Here is a 15,838-nt window from a genome sequence, read left to right on the forward strand (position 1 = left end):
ACACTTACAAATAATTCAAGAAAAGAAAATTATTAGAACAATTGTCCAATTAAAAGGTTGTTCAATAAGCAGAATAATCTCGCGATCAACGTGGCCAAAGCATAATAACAAGAACTCCAGATAGAGCAATACCAGCTCCTATCAAGTCACCCAGATCAGGCAAGTATCCATCAAATTGTTTAGCCCAGGCAAAGGCTAAAACAATGAAAAAACCGCCATAAATAGCATAAACTCTGCCGAAATCCGAAGTAGGCTGTAAGCAAGGTACGAATCCATAGCCAATCAGTGCAATGACTCCGGCAGCGGCATAAGTCCAATTTTTGTCTTCTCTGACTGTTTGCCAAACGAGCCAACCACCTCCGACTTCAAGAAGCCCAGCAGCAATGAACAGGAGGATCGATAAAGCAATCGTCTGAGGCGTCCAGACTAATGAAGTCTCCAAGGACTGTTGACTGACTGCATCGCCGACAGATTGATTTTCAAGACCATCGAGTTCTTCACTTGTCACTAGTCAGCTAAATCTCTATATTCTATGTAGCCATCAACTTCAGAACTGTCAGCACCAAATGACACATTGAATGAAAATTATGAAAGTATTCGAGCATGGTCAAACAAATCAAATCAAATCAATGACTAAATCAAAAGATTACAAATTTGAATAGGATTTAAACTCAGTGAAAAAAGCAAGAAGAGAGCTCATTAACGCTGTGGTCTAATACATCACAACCGAAAATAAATAAGTGATTCATGGCTGTCGCGCCATAACCGAGCAAACTTTAGGTGGAGATCTGAAGTACCGTGCTTCGAAACTCAGCTCTATCGACAACAACTCTACTGGCCGCTGGCTTACTGCTACAGGGTTGCATTCAAAAAAAATCAGCAACAACTCCCAACATTTCCGCCTATGGAAGCCAGGTCAGGAGAGGACCATGGCTTGAATTGGTCTCCAGAGAGAAAGACAATCAAAAGCCTCCGGCAGGCACAATCTTGATCTGGACTCCAGACTATGAGGGAATGAACCCACTCGTCCAGAAAAGAATAGATCAGACCCTAAAAAACCTAATTCAACGATTTCAAGAAAGGTACAACATGGTCAATGTAATCTGGAGAAAATATTCAGACTCAAATATCTACAAGAAGTATTCAGAAAAAGTCAAAGAAGGATTAGGTCCAGACTTGTTATTAGCTCATAATTTCATGATCCCAGCGCTCCGCAAAAAGAATGAAATTGCGGCCATACCAGCCAACAGCGTAAGGGTTGGAGAATTACGTCCAAAACTTTTAAAAACCGCGGGGGCTAATGGCACACTCTATGCCATACCATTCATCATTAATCTTCAATTACTTTGCATCAACAAGCAAAAAGCAAGAACTACACCTAAAACATTTAATGAGCTGCTTGAACTTTCCAGATCAGGCATTTCGATCGCAATAGGGGGAAATTTCCTTGAAACAATATGGGGACTGCCAGGATTTAACGCGAGATTATTTGGAGCCAACAAGAGCTCTGCTCAGGACCTCAAAGAGGGTCTGAATAATTGGATCAAGACACTCAAAAAAAGTGACGAGGAGCCCAATGTAGCCCTATTCAAAAACTCGGCATTAATGAAAAAATATTTTGCAGAAGGTAAAATTAGTATCATTAATTGTGAATCAATTGACCTGCCATTCCTAAGGAATAAGCTTGGTAGCGAAAATCTTGGAATCAGTGAACTACCAAGCATTAATGGTAAAAACTCCGAGCCAAGACTGACTGGAGCATCCTTTGTATTGAATCCATTCGCAAGCAAGAGCCAAACAAAACTTGCCTTGCGATTCAGCAATTACGCAATCAGCGTTGACCAGCAACAACAAATTGCAATCAATTGGAACTCACTTTTACCAGTCAACAAAAATAGTGACTTTAATCAAGAGCTTCTTCCTGTTCGGACTGTATCAGAAAAGGCTTTCGCTAAATCATCGAAGTTGACAGACAGAGAACTAGAAACAATGATCTTGAACTACAACGCCATTCAGGAGATCTATCAAGATGCAACAGCGGGATTAATCGACCCAGTTAAAGCCAGTAATGAAATCATTGAACTATTTGAGAGTCCGCAATGACCACAGCAAGTCAAATCAATTTAGAACCCATTACTCAATTCTGTAACGAGCTTTGGCATGCTGTGAGTCGACCAGCTGTAAGCATCCAGATTCTAATTATTATCATCAGCATATCTATTGGTTTCATTGTTGCATCAAAAGTCAGAATCAATATTAAACGTCTTAAAGCCCCGATCAAGCCGAGGGCCACAGCAGCCTCAATAGCACTTATTGTGTTAACAATAATCTACGCAATAATGGAAATCACACGACGTCCCAATGGACTTATTCAACATGCATGGGCAATATTACTGGCTTATATAATACTCAATATTTTATTTCAATCGCTAACTCATTCGGTCAACAAAGATAAAGCCGAAAAATTAAATCAGTACAAAATGAGGCTTTTCATGCCTGCTTTGATTGGATATCTTCTCTTTGTCATAATTCAAACATTTGGAGATCCATCATCATTGCTTGGCGCGCCGATCATCCAACTCTTTGGAACCCCTTTTAATATTGGCGATGGATTATCGATAACAATTGGTCTATATTTATGGGTTAACCTTTCGTCATTCATGACGCAAATACTTGAATGGTTTTTGGGGTCGAATAAAACAGAAAACAGGGAGGTATCGAAAGCCATTTTCATCTTAATTCGTTATGGCCTGGTTGGCTTTGGTATATTTGTCATCATTGGGACAATTGGCATTAATCCAACAGTATTTGGCTTAATTACTGGCGGACTCTCTGTGGGTATTGGTCTTGGGCTCAAGGAGATTATTAGTAACTTCGTTAGTGGCATTTGGTTACTCATGGAAGGTTCGACCAAACCAGGGGATGTGATTAATCTCAACCTTCTGGACAGCTCGGGGGAAGCGTTTCAAATCGCTGAAGTCACAGATTGCGGCTTAAGGGCAGTCACTGTGACAAATCAAAGTGACCATTGCGAAAGAATCATTCCTAACAACCTATTTTTCACCAATCAAATCACTACGTATACCAAAAACCACAACATTATTGCCAGAAAATCTTATTTTGGAGTGAGCTACGGGAGTGACCCAAATCAAGTGATCGAGTTAATTACAGAGGTTGTGACATCACACCCAGAAGTTCTTGCAAATCCAGCACCATCAACCGTGTTTGTTGCCTATGGCGATTCAAGCCTGGATTTTTATGTAAAATTCTTTATTCAGGATGTGAAGGGAGGCATTCGCGTTACAAGCGATATCAATCTAAGGATTTGGAAAAAATTGAAAGAAAACTCGATCGAGATACCATTTCCCCAGCGCACCCTTCATATCCCAAACCCGCTTGATATTAAATACAAAGATTCTGAGCAAGACTCATTACCATAATCTTTCTGCGAATCCACAACTTTCGTTGAATCAACAAATCAAATCAAAACATTGACAGCCTTTTGTTATTTGATCAGATCCTAAAAGTCGAGCTTAAAACAGCAAACAGATCTTCCTTGACCCACTGATCCTCACCGCATCCGTCACCTGAGCTCAGGCTGACGCTGATCCAACAGGTCATCGGCAGCCTGATTCCCACCACCAGTCCACATGTTGACCTCTGGACCACCGGTCCACACGGAAGCACTCGGACTGGGGTCTTCAGGTAGTTTTCCATTCCGGATGTCTTGACTGAGTTCTGAAGGAGTGACAGGCCCATCAACAGCAACCATCAAAAGGGTAATCAGCAGAAGGGTTTCCATCTCTTCATGGCAATTACACACTTGATAGCTGGAAATAGCAGCTGATCCGATCGATGAAATAGAAGCACAAGCCAAGATCGTCCGCTACGACCAATGGTCCCGCGCGTGCTGACCTGATGACCTACAACAACTGCTGTGAAGCAGTCGAGGGCATACTCTGCTTCATGTTGAATTGCAGCTCAAGCCCCGTTGAATCACACGAGATGCCTCGTGGAGAAATCTGGCTTGTGAATGGCGACCAACTACTGATTGTTCAGTTCAAACCTGATTCTTCGATGACCCATGGGCATTGGGTGGAGTTGAGAACATACGTTTGGAGTCGTCCCCAACCGCCTGTGCCTCGGTCCAGACGCAAGCTGTCAAACCAGAACGCCAGTGAAATCTGGAAGCACATGATTAAAGTTGGATGACGTCGATGCGCTTTACCAGTGCGCTAAAAAAATTCAGGCGATGAATCATCGCGGAATGTAGTCCATAGGATCATCAACATTACCGAAACTGCAAGGTGTTTCGGCACGGCCTCCTGGCAACATGTTGGCGGGAATCAAGCCGTCTCTGTAAATTTCACAGAGCTCCTCAGGTGTACGGCTGTCAACCCAAGCTTGAAAAGTTGAATCATCCGAGGCAATCAGCTGAGCAATCAGCAAAACTTCGTACACGACTTGTGGGAGTTATTGATCAAGCAACTCTGCAACAGATCGGCTCAACCAGCAGACTTTCATTCAATAGCTCAACACGCTGACACGCGTTGAATTAAGTAATCTGCATTGCAACGCGGAAGCACTCCTGGATTGGGAATAAACCTTGCAAGGATTGCCCCTATGAGCGATCAAGACAGTGTTGACAAGAACATGATCACCCCAGAGCTTCACAGCACCGACGACAGGTCACCCTGAACAATGGGTCGACTCATAGCGACGTCCATGCAGGCTTGGAGATCAGAGTAGACAACATGTGGTCAAGCGCTGGTGAGCATCTGAACAACGCCGAACACAAACAGAGCCAAAACGATCGAAGCAAGAAATGACTTGCCTCGATTAGCGATACCACTTTGAATCCTCTCAATCATGTGTTCCCTATCACTTAATACAACATCAATAAATATCAGCAGGCTTTTCGTGATTACGCCACGCATTCGAGTTACTCATCTAGCACAAAAGATACCCAGGCTTTTACTATTGGAGCCGAACAAGTGGCAACTGAACCCTTACCAAGCGGAAATGATTCAGCAGGTGAGGAACCATGAGCATCTTTACCCATGACCGAAGCGAAAGCCCGTAAACCCCAACAGGGCTCTGACCATCTGCACCAAGCGGGCAGCACAGGCCCGACTGATGGTCTGAAACGTCGATGAATGCACTCTGACGACCCTGCTCTGCGGAGATGAACAGTCGAAGCCGGAATTCACTGCAGCAGCAGCTGACGCTGATGCAGTTGGGGCTGAACCGACTCGGTCTCAAGCGATTGAGCGCCGCAGGCCGCCGGCCGCCATCCGTCCCGCCCCGCAAACGAAACTGATTCTCAGCAGCAGATTTGCACTGCTGAATGTGATTCTCAAAAGCATATTTGAGGCTCTTGAATGTGATTCTCAAAAGCATATTTTGATCCACTAATGTTCGGTTTTTACGCATATCTTTCGCTGTTTTGTGATGTAGAACTGATGCATCCCTCCCAGAGGACAACGCAATGACAAATTCCGTCACCCAGGCCACCATCACCATTCCCGTCGGTCCTGCAGGCCGGGCCATGGCCGAACCCATGTCCAGCGAACTGCTCGACCTGATGGAAGCCCATCTCAACCTTGAGCGTCAGTCAGCTGCTGATTACTTCGCTGCTGCTGTCTGGTTTGCTGAACGTGAACTGACCGGCTTTGCCGAGCATCTGCGTGATGAAGCCAAGCAGGAGCAGGAGCACGCCGCCAAGTTTGCTGACTATCTGATCTCCAGAGGTCAGCGCCCTGTGCTCGACACGATCGAACCACCCCGCCAGCAATGGCCTGATGTGGAGCAGGTGATCGCCAATGTCTTCCGCATGGAAGCTGATGTGACCGCCTCGGTGCTGCAGCTTTACGGCACTGCTGAAAAGGACATTGACCGCCGCACGACTGTGTTCCTCGACGCAATCGTTGATGCTCAGCGTCTTTCTGAGCACGAAGCCGCCTATCTGCTGGGCCGCGTCAAGTTCGCTGCCGGCAACCCTGCTGCTGTGATGATCATCGACGCCGAACTGAGGGAAGGCGAGGCCGAGCCCGCCAAACTCGAAGGCTGATCAGCTGATCAATCTCCAACTCAGCAACAAGCCCCGCTTGAGGCGGGGCTTTTGATTGCCCTGGCAGGATTTTTCAACAAAAACTCTGAAATGAACAACAGGCTGCTGTTCCCGAACAGCAATCATGCCCATGATGAAACTTCTTCCAGTCGACGCCGATGACCTGGACCTATCTCTTTTGCCTCATCGCAGGCGGAGTGTTGATCACGCTTTCGATCGCTGGTGAATCGGACAGCATCATGGATGGCGATGCTGCGAGCGGAATCGCTGAAGGTGGCAATCCTGCTGTTGTTTTCAGCACATCGTTCTGGTCTTTTTCACTGGCCGGGTTTGGGCTCTGTGGGTTATTGCTGCAGTTGTTCGCAGGAACAACAGCTTCCCGCTTCAATCTGCCCATCGCACTGCTGATTGGAGTCGGCCTGGGGTTGTGTGCTTCGCTTACGCTGCGCGTTCTGGCTCGGCGTGATGCCAATACGGTCGTGCTTTCCGGAGACCTGATCGGACTGGAAGCCAAAGTGACCCTGCCGCTGAATGAACGTCAGCGTGGGTTTGTGGAGACATCGGTGCGTGGCAGTCTGGTGCGACGAGCAGCTCGCAGTGCCTGTGGTCCTTTGGAGCGAGGCCAGAACGTGGTGATTTTGCGTTGTGAGGGCAACACATTGATTGTGGATGCCATGGACATGGTCAGCTGATTGGAGCCTGGCTAGGGAAGGTCAGTCGCCTTCCCAGGCATGCACAACAGCCTGGCAATCGAACCGGTGCCGGTTCTTGCCCAACGACAACCCAGCAGTAACCCTGCCGCGGCAGTGGTAACGATCGGTTCCAGCGTTTTTGTGGTGATCGTCGCACTCACCCTGATCAGCCGCTGGATGATCCGCATCTGCAGGCCCAATGAAATGCTGGTGGTGACCGGCTCCAAATCCAATCAGGGCAATCAGGGGGTCAAGGGCTACCGCGTCGTAGCCAATGGCGGCTGCACCTTTGTGAAACCGATTCTTGAAACAGCACGTCGCATGGACGTCACCTTGCTGCCAGTACTGGTGGAGGTGAATAACGCCTATTCCAAGGGCGGTACTCCTCTCAATATTCAGGCGATCGCCAATGTCAAAGTCAGCACTGACCCGGAGGTCCGCAACAACGCGATCGAACGATTTCTCGGCCGTGATAACAAGGAGATCGTGCAGGTCGCCAAGGAAAATCTGGAGGGCAACCTTCGCAGTGTTCTGGCGCAGCTGACCCCTGAGCAGGTCAATGAAGACCGCCTGCGTTTTGCTGAGCAGATCGCCGATGAAGTCGGCGAGGATCTGCGCAGGCTGGGGCTGCAGCTCGACACCCTGAAGATTCAGAGTGTCTATGACGATGTCGACTACCTCAATTCGATCAGCCGAAGGCGAGTAGCCCAGATCGTGCGAGACGCTGAAATCGCTGAAGCAGAAGCCATCGGTCAAGCCGAACGGATTGAAGCCGAGATGGAGGAGGTGGCTGAGGTGGTCCGCACAGAAGCTGACACTGTGGTGCTTGAAAAAGACAACGAGGTTCGCACCAAAGTCGCCCAGATGGAGAAACAGGCCCGCTCGGAGGAGGAGCGGACTGAAGCCGCCGAATTGGAGGCCAGAGCTCGTGCTGAGCAACAACTACAGAAGGTACGCGCTGAGCTGGAGCGTCTGCGTCTGAAAGCTGAAGCAGTTCTTCCATCGAAGGCTCAGCAAAAAGCACAGGAACTGCGGGCTCGTGGTCAGGCGGCTGCCACTGCAGAGGATGTCAAAGCCAGCGCCCTGGTCAACGACATGCTCACTCAGGTCTGGGAAGATGCCGGCAACACAGCTGAGCTTGTCTTCCTGCTGCAACAGATTGAGATGGTGCTTCAGCAAGCAACACGACTGCCCGCCCAGTTGCAGCTCAAACGCATCACGTCGCTCGATGGCAATGACGCGTCGAGCCTGGCCAGCCTGGTGGCCTTGAACCACAAAGTGGTTCGTCAATTCTTCGAGCAGGTCAAGGAGATCCTTGGCGTTGATCTGATTGGAACCTTGTCCTCAACTGGAGTGAAGTGATGTTTTTTGCAGTTGGTCTCACTGGAGCCGCAGGAGTTTGGGCGTTTGTCGTGCTTTTGCGTCAGCTCTATTACATCTGTCAGCCCAGCGAGGTACTGATCTTTGCTGGCTTGGGCAAAACAACCGGAGATGGGCGCAAGGTGGGCTATCGCACCGTGAGGGGAGGCAGTGCTTTGCGCATCCCCGTTCTTGAAGAGGTGATGCGACTCGACCTCAGCAACATGATCATCGAGTTGCGTGTGGAGAACGCCTACTCCAAAGGAGGGATCCCATTGAATGTCGCCGGAGTCGCCAACATCAAGATTTCGGGTGATGAACCTGGAATCCACAACGCGATCGAACGCCTGATTGGCAAAACTCAGGATGAAATTCGTCACATTGCCAAAGAAACACTGGAAGGGAATCTGCGAGGTGTGATGGCAAGCCTAACTCCGGAACAACTCAATGAAGACAAGATCACATTTGCCAGAACCTTATTGGAAGAGGCAGAGGATGATCTCCAGAAGCTAGGACTGGTCCTCGACACTCTCCAGATCCAAAACATCTCAGATGATGTGCGCTACCTGGATTCAATCGGTCGCAAACAACTGGTCGAACTGAAACGGGACTCTCGGATCGCAGAAGCGGAAGCCACCTCTCAATCAGCGGTAAAGCAAGCTGAAAATGAACGCATCACATCGCTGCGTCGCCTCGACAAAGAGCTCGCTGTAGCGACTGCTAATGCTCAGAAGCGCATCAAGGATGCACTCACTCGCCGAGATGCTCTGGTTGCCGAAGTCGATGCAAAGGTGGGCGCTGAACTGGCTCGTGCTGAAGCTGAATTACCGGTCCAGGAAGAACGGATCAAGCAGGTGATGCAGCAGCTCGAAGCCGATGTGATTGCACCTGCAGAATCTGAATGCGAAACAATGATGGCGGATGCAAAGGGTGCAGCAGCTTCCATTGTTGAGCAGGGAAGATCGCAAGCAGAGGGCCTTAAGGAACTCGTGACCTCACTCAAACGGTCCGGCTCTGATGCCAAACGTCTGTTCCTGCTGCAGAAGCTGGAGCCACTACTCACGATGCTGAGCGGTACGGTACAGCCCATCGAAGTGGAAGAGGTTTCCTTGATAGGAGAGCGTGATGGACAAATGAACCTCTCGATCGCCACCTTGCTGCGCCAACTTCAAGACAGCACGGGATTACACCTAACCGATACCAGCAACAAAACATCAATAAATCAGGCTCCAAACACTGGATCCGACCCTGCTTCCAGCTGATGACACACCACATCAATCAGTCACATGAGCCGAAGGTGAAACAAAGCAAATCGAACATGAACCTCTTTGCTGCACAAAATCAAAATTTTGCTGCACAGACAGTCGCCAATACAGCAGCTGCTGTTGACATTCGCAAACCAAGCCAAACAACTCAGGCTTGGGATCTGATCAGCACCAATGAATGATTCAGGGTTCACATCACTGCAACTATGAGCATCAACAAATGAAAATCAATTGGGAGCATTGGTGGTTTGATCTGCTTGGAGGATGCTTCGGAATTGCAATCGCGCTTGGTCTGGTTCGATTTGACTTTGGAATCATTGGAAGTCTGATGGCAGACGCAAAATGGATCACTGTCGAAGACATCGGCAAACTTGCCGCCATCAATATGTTCGGCTATCTAGCAGGATGCATTCAACAGTCGTACGTGAAAAGTCGAGAAGCATCAATCAGATATGTGTTGACAGCGATAATCACAATTATCGCTTCAATTATTCTGGAAGGAAGATTGATTAATTTCACCAGTCAATCAATCCTCAGACTGACTTGCGGCTGGGGCGCTGCCCATGTTGTCTCTGGCCTTCCAACGCTGGCATTGGAGCATGTCCCAGATCAGTTGAGAAGAAAGTCGACGGGCCTGATCATGTGTGGAGGTGGTGTCGGATCATTACTAGGAGCTATTGCAATCGGCTTATTTTCTCCAACATCTGCGCCCTCATCCTGGAATGTTCTTGCCATATTAACGATTATTCTCAGTCTGCCGACACTGAAGCTGGTTACAAGAAACAGACGACAGCCAGCATCTGTTAGCACAACCACTTCAGAATTAAGCCAAAACGAACAAAAAAAGATCAGCAAATTGAGATCAAAACCACTCATACTGGTGATCATCCTGGGCTTTGCAATGATGCAGGTTGGCCAGGTACCTGCAATTCTTTATGAGCCATTGGTGGCGATCAAGCAAGTCGGGCTGACACCCATGATATCAAGCAGTGTAGACAGTTTATTCGGAATTGGCTTAATCATTGGCGGATTAATTCCGTCAATAGTCCCCTCAAAATTAACAACAAGACTATTCCTGGCTTTGATCTCAATTATTGGGTTGCTGGGAGTCATCCTTTTCGGAGCTTCAGAGAATGTCTTCATACTCTCCGCCTCCATTTTCCTGATCGGAGTCTGGGACATGATGACAGGTACGCTCACATTTGATCGACTTGGACAACTCTGCAACGAGGACGATCAACGTCGATCGTGGTCGACTGCCACATCAATAGGTGCATTAGGCTTCATCATTTTCTCGTCTGCGACAGCAAGCCTTGCAAAACAAAATATTGATATCATTTTGATCCTGGGAATAGCAGCTGTAGCCATTCAGTTTACCCTTGAATGGATTCAATACTCAATATCTAGAAAGCAAGAATGGCAGCAAAACAGCAATTCAAGCGTTTAATTTTTCATCGGGACATCCAAAGAGTGGTCACCGTGTCAAGATGAACATTTAACAACCAATGATCTCCTTGCCAAACTGATTAAGTTAATACATAAGATTTAAAGTGTTAAACCTGACCTTGGGGGGTGCGCGAGTGTCAATAGCCTGATGCGGAGCACACAAGAATGAATCAACCGCAACTCTGTATGATGATGGTTTCTGCTACGAAGGGCTGCCTTTAACAGAACCTCGTGCAGCACTATCTGATTGTCTGGAACTTCCCAACCGTTGCAGGCTCCTGGGAAGCTTGCCCTCCTTTTGCCGAATACATCAATTCAGGTGGTCCAGGCGACAAATTTGAAGGCTTTGAACTGAAGTATCGCGTATGTGATCCCATTGCTGGCAGAGGAATGGCCATTGCCGTGGCAAGCGATATTGGCAAAGTCTGGGCTCATCTCTCCCCTTGGATCAAAGAATTCGGTATCAAATTTGAGATAACACCGGTTGTCTCTGACTCTGAGTTTGCAGCAATGTGGCCAGGGGTCCAAGCCGCGGCTAACGCTGAATAAGCAAACGCTCTCCATCATGGACAAAGCAGAATTTCTACGTATTCAAAGATCTTCCTTTTGCGTTTCATAGGTTGAGACCAGCTCCTATCAATACCTCTGACGAGCCAACAACAAGAACCAGCTTGTCCGATGGCTGAGCACTAACCCATCGACCCGATCCAAAACAGAGGTTAACGAGAGTCGTTCTTGTCAATAGAGGGATGAAGGCCGGAGAAATCCGGCCTTTTACTTTAATTTCATTCTGGATCACGTGTAAAAAGTCTCATCGGTGACGGATTAAAAATCAATGCAGTCGCACCATAAACAAGTTCAGACAAAGCTCCATGGAACCTCTTGTCCTGCTTGCAATCCTATTCGCTGCATTCTACCTATCAACAAAAGATTATTAATTGAATTGCACTGAGAGCAGATCAATTGATTACTTTTATTCGATCTTTATAAGACTGTTTGACTGCAGATTTTAGATTGATTGACAGCGTGTCAGAAAGCCAGCTGAGGTCGTGAAATTCGTGTCATGGTGGACATTTCAACAGCCCTATCAATGAACTGCTAGCTAAGCCACGACAACGAGGATATGAAAGCAAATGTTTTATACAAGCTTTGGATTAATCAATACACCACACCGCGACTACCTGTCTCTTAAGGAAGGTGATCGCCGCAAGTCAGCGACAACTTTGGATTGTATTGTTTTAAGTTGGAAGAATGGCAGTCGAATGAATCTTGAATCAGCAATAGCTTACTGGAATCGATAGATGTTTATAGCGCATCACACCTGCCACGCTGTCTTTCCTGATGATATCGACTCAGGAGAAAAAGGGAGAGCCTGATCTTTCAACAGCGGCTGATCGGAAATGCACCAGAAGTCAATTGACAAGGAGGTCTTTGTTTTTTACCAAAATGAGAGCAGCCAGAAACTCAGATCCTGGCGAACCCTCGCCTTGACATAGCCCAAATCACCAGGTCAACCAGTTTGCTGCTCTTAATGCATGATCTCATGAAAACCTGAAGAATATGGATAATCAAATCCATCATCTAATTCACGAACCAACTCTTCAGCTATGTATAAATCAACACAAAAATTGCATTGCCCGTCAGGATCACAAACCAAAAAACCATCATTGCATTTGTGCAGCGCAGTTCCCCTGGTAGTTCTTGCAAGAAGGGTTTGAGAGTCCATTGAGATCTAGCGATGACATTTTTGTCGTGGCAGTAGCGAACCTGGCCATGTCGTAACGATTCCTACCGTTTTAGGAATTCATCAGCTGCTTATTGCTCATACGATTGGAGAACAAGAGGAGTCCGCTCACAGCGCTTAAAATCATCATCAAAAGAAAAGATCGCATTGTCAAGACGTCAAGGTGAGGTTGAGTTCCAGGAATTCGGATCGCGACCAAGCGTTCACCAAGATCAGACAATCGCTGCATCTGCTTATTATCAGATATTTTCGGGAAAACACCATCTTTGAGAGGTTCATTGATCGCTATCCAACGCACCTCGACTTGACCAAGACCACGAAGTTGGGTGAGATCTGCAATTGAGTAAAGTTGTCTCAGCGCTACAACTTGGTCTGAGCCAACAGAAACTTCAAGACTTCGCGAAGCAATACTTGCCCATCCAGTTTCACTGGTTTTAGGCGACTCCCTGAGGTTACCGTTGATGATCACCCAGTAACGGGTCTTAGGAATTGGAATATCAGGATGCTTTCGTTTCCAAATACCGCCAAAAGTGTTCACAGGTTTTGAGGGATGACTTCCATAATAAAAATTTCCTTCCACTCCTCCATCCACATATAGAAAACCGTTCATTTCGCGAGGGGGAAACATCCCTGGGATGGCGGCTGAAGCCAGAACAACATCAGTCATTGACTCCGTATTGTTTTCAGCCAAAGACTTCTTAGCTGCTGTTACAAAATTAAAAACAGCTGGAAATGCCCAATCTAAGTTTGTTGACTGAATGAGCAGGAGCCTACCAGGGCTGGTTTTGTCGACAATTTGCTGAGCGGTTGATTGGTCAAATGCTTCGCCGACCGCCCTTTCCAAGCCTGGAACTCGAGCCAAACTCATGTTGCTTGGCAATGAGTAAATCGGCTTTCTTAGGACAACAAAATCCTCAGTAGTATTCCGAAAAAATAATTAATATTTTCAAGACTTTCTTTTGTACCAATATAAGCAAAGGGTGCAATAAGAGAACCGGCACTAACTCCGGTCACACCATCAAATACCGGCATTAATCCAGCCTTATCCGTATCGCTTGACCAGCCAACAAGGAACCCTGATCCGAAGGCTCCGTTTTCTCCCCCTCCAGATATCACCGAAAAATCCATCGTTGCATTTGGATTATCTAAATATCTGTTGTACATTCGATCAACCAAGTTCTCTGCCGATCTTCGCTTACGTTCCAGAAGTTCGGTCATCTCCTGCTTACGCCGCTGAATAAGTTCAGCCTGAGCGATGTTGACTCGCTTTGCCAACCGATTCTTGGCATTAAATGCGCCTGCACCGAAGTAAGCCAACACAGCAAAAACAAGTATCGAAATAGCACCAAGACTAAAGGAGGCTGAGATCCACAACCAGAAGTGCCAGGAATGTCTATTTTTCATCAGTTTCCGTTAAGCATTTTTATTCTATACAAGACAATAAGTTGTCACACAAAAGAAGCTATACATAGTTTCACGCAAGCAATAGTTCTTTTTGCCAGGTCGTCTCATCTCATCATTCAGGATAGATGAGAGATCCTTATGAGACATCATTCATCTAGATGATCATTTCGACTTTTATCCTTGGATGTCTAAGCATTACTGAACACTGACTTACGCAGCGAGAATTTAAAAATCGCCTGCGCTGAGGCTGAGAACCCTCAGCTTTACTGACGTGAAGAGACACTTCATCTCCACCCGCTGAAACGGCGAAACATTCATTGACATCCATTGATCCCGCTACTTTGGTCGTGTAACTGAACATCAGATGGTCTGCAGGACCTCAACATCTGGTCGCAAAAGTGAGGAGAAAATCAGGTCCGTTGGTCTTGGCTAACAGGCCTGACGGAGTCAGCCGCTGAGAGCCAAAGGCTTGCGACCTGATCGGTATAACTGACTACTATCTGCTCAAGACAACAATGACTACAAGCATGGCCTGATTGATATAGAAACTGATCTTAGCTGTTCAAGACGGAACCTCAAAACCAGAAGTCATGGACAACACTCCACAAATGAGCATGCATTGACGTTTAACTGAGGCCGATTTCCCGACAAGTACTGCTTACTGACGACCGCATCTCATACATCAAGAGATCCTTAGCAAGAATCGTGAGCGCAATTCCCATAAGAGCGAGACCAATGCCACTATCTTTGTCTGCAGCATTCGATACAACCCTGGAAAGTTCAAGATGTTTCTGCCAGGAATAATGCATCGAAGTCAGATGGGGTAATCCTTTTTAAGCGAGTCAGCAGATCGAATGGCAATGATTAGCTCATTCAGGCAACGCTTTGTAATCAACACAATGGATTCACTCGAGCATCGATCTGCCGAAATGGTTGCAACGACTACGTTTGAGATTTGCTCCCCAAGAACATCTGGGTTAACTTCTGTGCGCCAAGCCAAAAGCTGTTATGGAACCGATTGCTTTGACTCTGGGCCAAAAGTTTGAAATTGAAAAATTCTCCAGGGAAATCGACAGCTCAAAAGATGTACAGCAACTTCGTTCGATTGCCAAAGATCTATTGATGGCATGGCAGCAACAGCAAGCTGCAAGTGCATGGGCAATCCGCCAATCACAAGGCTTGTAGTCAGTGCAGATGGGTAGGCCGTCTCAAGAAGACGGAGCCAACTGAAATATCAGGGGAAGCACGCATCTCCAGTCGAACAAGCAAACAGTGCTCCGCACAAACTCACCAGAGTGAATGGCTCAACCAAACTGATAGCACCTGCCATGAAATGCCCATGATATGTGCTTGCGGCTCATGATCCTTGACACGCCGTACACCACAGCCATCCAGGATCGCTTCACGACAACAGCGAAACAAGGTGATCAAGCTACGCTTGATCACGTCTGGCTCTCTACCAAGCTGGAAATGACACGAAGCATGTATTCAGACCAGATCAATAAGGATTACAATGCCATCAGCAGCTCAACCAACTTTTTCTGACATCTTTCCCAGAGCTAGCCCGCACTGCATGGCCTGTTACATCGATGATCCCAACAAGAAGCTGTGAATTTCACCCATTTGCTTCGTTCATTGTAAAGATGAATGATGTAGCGATAATTTCATGTATACCATCGAGCGATTGAAGGATGCATCTTCCGAGCAAAAAGTATGGATTCCAGAGATTCAATATAAAACGGAATTCAAAGCATTTGTCAGTGCTCGCACAAAATGCATGGCCACAGGAAAAACCTATCGAGTCTTTGACACGCATTCAAAAAATGTACAATGCGTCGTCACTTTACGAGACTGTAGG

The 15,838-nt window shown here is 47.0% G+C and carries 17 protein-coding genes; 12 read left to right on the forward strand and 5 right to left on the reverse strand.

The window, feature by feature from the left end; all coding sequences use genetic code 11:
• Positions 1–85 precede the first annotated feature (85 nt).
• The gene (locus SIB58_RS09970) at positions 86–508 is read right to left on the reverse strand and encodes a YnfA family protein (RefSeq protein ID WP_231857182.1); all 423 of its coding nucleotides are present in this window, start codon (positions 506–508) and stop codon (positions 86–88) included.
• A 290-nt stretch (positions 509–798) separates the two neighbouring features.
• On the opposite strand from SIB58_RS09970, the gene SIB58_RS09975 reads away from it, so the two are divergent.
• Together SIB58_RS09975 and SIB58_RS09980 are read left to right on the forward strand one after the other, a co-directional pair.
• Complete coding sequence (locus tag SIB58_RS09975) at positions 799–2,103, forward strand: extracellular solute-binding protein (protein WP_156486791.1); 1,305 nt, start codon at positions 799–801, stop codon at positions 2,101–2,103.
• The gene (locus SIB58_RS09980; protein ID WP_067327400.1) at positions 2,100–3,440 is read left to right on the forward strand and encodes a mechanosensitive ion channel family protein; all 1,341 of its coding nucleotides are present in this window, start codon (positions 2,100–2,102) and stop codon (positions 3,438–3,440) included. Before SIB58_RS09975 ends, SIB58_RS09980 begins: the two co-directional genes overlap by 4 nt.
• Before the next feature lie 143 nt (positions 3,441–3,583).
• On the opposite strand, the gene SIB58_RS09985 is transcribed toward SIB58_RS09980, so the two are convergent.
• The gene (locus tag SIB58_RS09985; protein WP_066911533.1) at positions 3,584–3,802 is read right to left on the reverse strand and encodes a hypothetical protein; all 219 of its coding nucleotides are present in this window, start codon (positions 3,800–3,802) and stop codon (positions 3,584–3,586) included.
• Positions 3,803–4,005: 203 nt separating this feature from the next.
• Between SIB58_RS09985 and SIB58_RS09990 the strand changes: the two genes are divergently transcribed.
• The 8 genes from SIB58_RS09990 to SIB58_RS10025 all read left to right on the forward strand — a co-directional run bounded on the left by SIB58_RS09990 (position 4,006) and on the right by SIB58_RS10025 (position 11,381).
• Entirely contained in the window at positions 4,006–4,212 is a 207-nt protein-coding gene (locus SIB58_RS09990) for a DUF1651 domain-containing protein (protein WP_255355657.1), read from the forward strand.
• 1,276 nt (positions 4,213–5,488) lie between these two features.
• Complete coding sequence (locus SIB58_RS09995; protein WP_414494650.1) at positions 5,489–6,070, forward strand: ferritin; 582 nt, start codon at positions 5,489–5,491, stop codon at positions 6,068–6,070.
• A gap of 158 nt (positions 6,071–6,228) precedes the next feature.
• Positions 6,229–6,762, forward strand: coding sequence for an NfeD family protein (locus tag SIB58_RS10000; RefSeq protein ID WP_066911557.1), 534 nt, complete (start codon positions 6,229–6,231; stop codon positions 6,760–6,762).
• Positions 6,763–6,801: 39 nt separating this feature from the next.
• Complete coding sequence (locus tag SIB58_RS10005) at positions 6,802–8,124, forward strand: flotillin family protein (RefSeq protein WP_067327375.1); 1,323 nt, start codon at positions 6,802–6,804, stop codon at positions 8,122–8,124.
• Positions 8,124–9,383 carry a flotillin family protein gene (locus SIB58_RS10010; RefSeq protein ID WP_066911563.1) on the forward strand — a complete coding sequence of 420 codons (1,260 nt, stop codon included), beginning with the start codon at positions 8,124–8,126 and terminating at the stop codon, positions 9,381–9,383. Before SIB58_RS10005 ends, SIB58_RS10010 begins: the two co-directional genes overlap by 1 nt.
• Positions 9,383–9,568 (forward strand): hypothetical protein, encoded by a 186-nt coding sequence (locus SIB58_RS10015; RefSeq protein ID WP_066911566.1) that lies wholly within the window; start codon positions 9,383–9,385, stop codon positions 9,566–9,568. The genes SIB58_RS10010 and SIB58_RS10015 overlap by 1 nt, the downstream gene beginning before the upstream one ends.
• Positions 9,565–10,833 carry an MFS transporter gene (locus SIB58_RS10020; protein ID WP_066911569.1) on the forward strand — a complete coding sequence of 423 codons (1,269 nt, stop codon included), beginning with the start codon at positions 9,565–9,567 and terminating at the stop codon, positions 10,831–10,833. The genes SIB58_RS10015 and SIB58_RS10020 overlap by 4 nt, the downstream gene beginning before the upstream one ends.
• Before the next feature lie 230 nt (positions 10,834–11,063).
• Positions 11,064–11,381, forward strand: coding sequence for a DUF3303 domain-containing protein (locus SIB58_RS10025; protein WP_066911572.1), 318 nt, complete (start codon positions 11,064–11,066; stop codon positions 11,379–11,381).
• 979 nt (positions 11,382–12,360) lie between these two features.
• On the opposite strand, the gene SIB58_RS10030 is transcribed toward SIB58_RS10025, so the two are convergent.
• The 3 genes from SIB58_RS10030 to SIB58_RS10040 all read right to left on the reverse strand — a co-directional run bounded on the left by SIB58_RS10030 (position 12,361) and on the right by SIB58_RS10040 (position 13,980).
• On the reverse strand, positions 12,361–12,558 hold the full coding sequence (locus SIB58_RS10030) for a hypothetical protein (protein WP_074159383.1): 198 nt from the start codon (positions 12,556–12,558) through the stop codon (positions 12,361–12,363).
• 70 nt (positions 12,559–12,628) lie between these two features.
• Positions 12,629–13,465 carry a patatin-like phospholipase family protein gene (locus SIB58_RS10035; protein WP_369813456.1) on the reverse strand — a complete coding sequence of 279 codons (837 nt, stop codon included), beginning with the start codon at positions 13,463–13,465 and terminating at the stop codon, positions 12,629–12,631.
• Positions 13,466–13,473: 8 nt separating this feature from the next.
• Positions 13,474–13,980 carry a patatin-like phospholipase family protein gene (locus SIB58_RS10040; RefSeq protein WP_197461199.1) on the reverse strand — a complete coding sequence of 169 codons (507 nt, stop codon included), beginning with the start codon at positions 13,978–13,980 and terminating at the stop codon, positions 13,474–13,476.
• A 1,008-nt stretch (positions 13,981–14,988) separates the two neighbouring features.
• On the opposite strand from SIB58_RS10040, the gene SIB58_RS10045 reads away from it, so the two are divergent.
• Positions 14,989–15,165: a hypothetical protein gene (locus SIB58_RS10045; RefSeq protein ID WP_186538088.1), complete on the forward strand. Its 177-nt coding sequence runs from the start codon at positions 14,989–14,991 to the stop codon at positions 15,163–15,165.
• 174 nt (positions 15,166–15,339) lie between these two features.
• The gene (locus SIB58_RS10050; protein ID WP_156486774.1) at positions 15,340–15,525 is read left to right on the forward strand and encodes a hypothetical protein; all 186 of its coding nucleotides are present in this window, start codon (positions 15,340–15,342) and stop codon (positions 15,523–15,525) included.
• Positions 15,526–15,838: the final 313 nt, after the last annotated feature.

Origin of the sequence: Synechococcus sp. MIT S9504 (genome assembly GCF_047497135.1) — a bacterium.
Lineage (GTDB): Bacteria > Cyanobacteriota > Cyanobacteriia > PCC-6307 > Cyanobiaceae > Synechococcus_C.

Excerpts from the sequence above, each read along its gene's own strand:
- SIB58_RS09990 (WP_255355657.1), top strand. The coding sequence starts at position 4,006 with ATGCCTCGTGGAGAAATCTGGCTTGTGAATGGCGACCAACTACTGATT.
- SIB58_RS10000 (WP_066911557.1), top strand. The coding sequence starts at position 6,229 with ATGACCTGGACCTATCTCTTTTGCCTCATCGCAGGCGGAGTGTTGATC.
- SIB58_RS09995 (WP_414494650.1), top strand. The coding sequence starts at position 5,489 with ATGACAAATTCCGTCACCCAGGCCACCATCACCATTCCCGTCGGTCCT.
- SIB58_RS09980 (WP_067327400.1), top strand. The coding sequence starts at position 2,100 with ATGACCACAGCAAGTCAAATCAATTTAGAACCCATTACTCAATTCTGT.
- SIB58_RS10030 (WP_074159383.1), bottom strand. The coding sequence starts at position 12,558 with ATGGACTCTCAAACCCTTCTTGCAAGAACTACCAGGGGAACTGCGCTG.
- SIB58_RS10045 (WP_186538088.1), top strand. The coding sequence starts at position 14,989 with ATGGAACCGATTGCTTTGACTCTGGGCCAAAAGTTTGAAATTGAAAAA.
- SIB58_RS09985 (WP_066911533.1), bottom strand. The coding sequence starts at position 3,802 with ATGGAAACCCTTCTGCTGATTACCCTTTTGATGGTTGCTGTTGATGGG.
- SIB58_RS10020 (WP_066911569.1), top strand. The coding sequence starts at position 9,565 with ATGATTCAGGGTTCACATCACTGCAACTATGAGCATCAACAAATGAAA.
- SIB58_RS10015 (WP_066911566.1), top strand. The coding sequence starts at position 9,383 with ATGACACACCACATCAATCAGTCACATGAGCCGAAGGTGAAACAAAGC.
- SIB58_RS10050 (WP_156486774.1), top strand. The coding sequence starts at position 15,340 with ATGATCCTTGACACGCCGTACACCACAGCCATCCAGGATCGCTTCACG.
- SIB58_RS10040 (WP_197461199.1), bottom strand. The coding sequence starts at position 13,980 with ATGAAAAATAGACATTCCTGGCACTTCTGGTTGTGGATCTCAGCCTCC.
- SIB58_RS10010 (WP_066911563.1), top strand. The coding sequence starts at position 8,124 with ATGTTTTTTGCAGTTGGTCTCACTGGAGCCGCAGGAGTTTGGGCGTTT.
- SIB58_RS10005 (WP_067327375.1), top strand. The coding sequence starts at position 6,802 with ATGCACAACAGCCTGGCAATCGAACCGGTGCCGGTTCTTGCCCAACGA.